Source organism: Robertmurraya beringensis (assembly GCF_042433785.1).
Classification (GTDB): domain Bacteria; phylum Bacillota; class Bacilli; order Bacillales; family Cytobacillaceae; genus Robertmurraya_A; species Robertmurraya_A beringensis.
Genome location: NZ_JBHLUU010000067.1, coordinates 1 through 2,234, shown reverse-complemented (window position 1 = coordinate 2,234; position 2,234 = coordinate 1). Strand labels below are relative to the sequence as shown.

Below are 2,234 nucleotides of genomic sequence, written 5' to 3'. Positions count from 1 at the left end.
ATACCGTATTTGACTTCGCGAACTGAAAAGACATTATTTTGACGGAGTATACTCAATACTTGATTTACATCCAATTTGTTCTTTGTAAGTAACTTTCTGTCCATAACACCATCTCGAATGATGATGTCAGGATTGCCTAATAAGAGAGAACGTGTCGATTTATTTTTTAGAGTCATAAACTCTATTCCCAACATAAGAAGCGTCCACAATCCGATGGCATATAAAAAATAAAAAATCCCTACCTTATCTTCATAAATGGTATTTCCTAAAAAATCTCCAAGTACTAACACAAAAACTAAGTGAAGCGGGGTTAACTGATAGATGGATGTTCTGCCTGTTATGATAATGATAAAAAATAAAGTTGCAAAACCAACGATGACTTTGATAGTCAGTAAACCAATATTAACTTCTTCCAAAGTTTTTTCCTCCAATATAAATTTTACTTAGTTGTAAGATCAATTTTCTTCTTATTACACAAAGATTATTCATACTAATTCAAGGGATGCGATTCATGTTTTGGATGGTTTGTTACACCATGAGACGGATCTAAATATAGTAGAGCATTATACAGACACAGCTGGTTACACAGACCAAATAATCGGACTGACCCATTGAGCGTAAGCGGGGTATCTTTGGTTAGCCGCTTCATCAGGGCCAAATATCGCAATCGATTCCATTAATGGTCCTAACGTAAGTCCTGTAAGGATGAAGCACATCAACATCAAGCTTTTAAATCCTGTTTTTTTGTTAATTTGTGCTGAATCAGCAACATCAAGAAAGACAACTCCAGCAATCCCCCGGCAACGTAAGGAACGCCTTTCCATAATGGAGCTGTCCCGTTTTCTAACAATGGAAAAAGCAAGGTATAATCTTTAAACTGAAAATTGGCAATCGCCACAAGATGCCCCAGAATAACAACAAATGGCAACAATATTCCGCTCACAATTGCAATTGTACGGAGTCCTTGAAAAGTAGCAAAGAAGCATGCAACAAGTGTGGTTCCCGCAAGAACTAGTATCGGTGTTTGCGGCAAGTAAGATGCGATTGTCCATGTTAGAGTATCTTTTAAGGAAATAAAGCCCATGAGCCATAATAACAAACTATAAATAATCACTAAGATTGCAGATAAAAACTTTCCAAAGTGCTGATCTAGCCACTTTTTAATGTGTTGATTGTTCATGTTTTGAATGATGTAGTTCAAGCAACCAATCCAAACAGGTGAAGCGACAAAAACAAGAAGCACTACGAGACGAGCCAGGCATCTCGCTTTGATGCTCCTAGCAGTAACGGGCCAATAATAACGTGGTTCATTAATCCAACCGAAAGCATAATAATCATGTATGACTGAATAGGAGTAATCTTAGGCAAAAACTCACCTCAAATCCAACAATTGGAAATAGAAACATCATGAGCTATAATTCCCTCAACAACTTCGTTCTATTCATCTGATATTAAGCTAGTCCTGGCTTATATCGGCCGGACCAACTTAGAGCAAGAAAAAAATGCTAAGCCCGTCACGACAAAGGCTTAGCGTATATTTTGTTCATCCAGCCTAGCTATCCATTTTGATAAAACTTTAACGTGCTCGCAGTCAAGCAACCGTTTTCCCAACGAAACTACACATTTTCAATAATAATCCTTTGTGCTGTTCTCAGGTTGCGTTGTACAGTTCTCAACACATTTTCTTCTTCTGCGTAAGCCCCTACTTGCACACCGTCAACAATTACACGTTTAATAGCCATATTGCTTTTCAGATTAGTCGATTTTCTCTTCAAATTAAACGCGCGTGCTAACCCATTAACATGCCCTTGGGCAACCGCTTGCCGCCAATTCGGGTCTCTTAATTTTTGGGCATCGCTTGCATGATCAATAAATCCGTTCTCCGTTAATAAAGCGGGCATTCTGGTTTCTCGCAGTACATGGAAATCGGCCTTTTTTTTACCACGGTTATGCAAGTTATTTACTTTGACAATTTCTTCATGCATAATGTCCCGAATTAACGCTGTTCTCGATGAATCAGACAAACTGTTATGAATATAATCTTCATACCCATGAGCTGAACCGTTAAATGCATTAACGTGGATGGATAGAAAATAATCTGCACCCCAAGCATTCGCATCATCTGTACGTTCTTTCAAGCTGCGCGTAATATCTGCTGTTCTACTCATTTTAATTTGCAGGCCTTCATAATGGTTTTCCAAGAGATTTCGGATGCTATGGGAAATATTTAAGGT

General features: G+C 38.2%; 5 protein-coding genes and 1 pseudogene. 1 reads left to right on the top strand and 5 read right to left on the bottom strand.

The window, feature by feature from the left end:
• The coding region (locus ACFFHF_RS11975) for a DUF421 domain-containing protein (RefSeq protein WP_377058234.1) at positions 1-416 on the bottom strand (416 nt) is incomplete at its 3' end.
• Positions 417-453: 37 nt separating this feature from the next.
• Between ACFFHF_RS11975 and ACFFHF_RS11970 the strand changes: the two are divergent.
• Positions 454-612: pseudogene (locus ACFFHF_RS11970) on the top strand (Tn3 family transposase); the annotation flags it as partial.
• On the opposite strand, the gene ACFFHF_RS11965 reads toward ACFFHF_RS11970, so the two are convergent.
• The 4 genes from ACFFHF_RS11965 to ACFFHF_RS11950 all read right to left on the bottom strand — a co-directional run bounded on the left by ACFFHF_RS11965 (position 582) and on the right by ACFFHF_RS11950 (position 2,201).
• Positions 582-725 (bottom strand): hypothetical protein, encoded by a 144-nt coding sequence (locus tag ACFFHF_RS11965; protein WP_224773487.1) that lies wholly within the window; start codon positions 723-725, stop codon positions 582-584. The pseudogene ACFFHF_RS11970 and the gene ACFFHF_RS11965 overlap by 31 nt on opposite strands.
• Positions 722-1,201, bottom strand: coding sequence for a GerAB/ArcD/ProY family transporter (locus ACFFHF_RS11960; RefSeq protein ID WP_251626102.1), 480 nt, complete (start codon positions 1,199-1,201; stop codon positions 722-724). Before ACFFHF_RS11960 ends, ACFFHF_RS11965 begins: the two co-directional genes overlap by 4 nt.
• Before the next feature lie 41 nt (positions 1,202-1,242).
• A complete protein-coding gene (locus ACFFHF_RS11955; RefSeq protein ID WP_285852375.1) occupies positions 1,243-1,368 on the bottom strand; it encodes a hypothetical protein in 126 nt (41 codons plus the stop codon).
• Positions 1,369-1,616: 248 nt separating this feature from the next.
• Positions 1,617-2,201, bottom strand: a complete 585-nt coding sequence (locus tag ACFFHF_RS11950) for an N-acetylmuramoyl-L-alanine amidase family protein (RefSeq protein ID WP_377058235.1) — start codon at positions 2,199-2,201, stop codon at positions 1,617-1,619.
• Between the last annotated feature and the right edge of the window lie 33 nt (positions 2,202-2,234).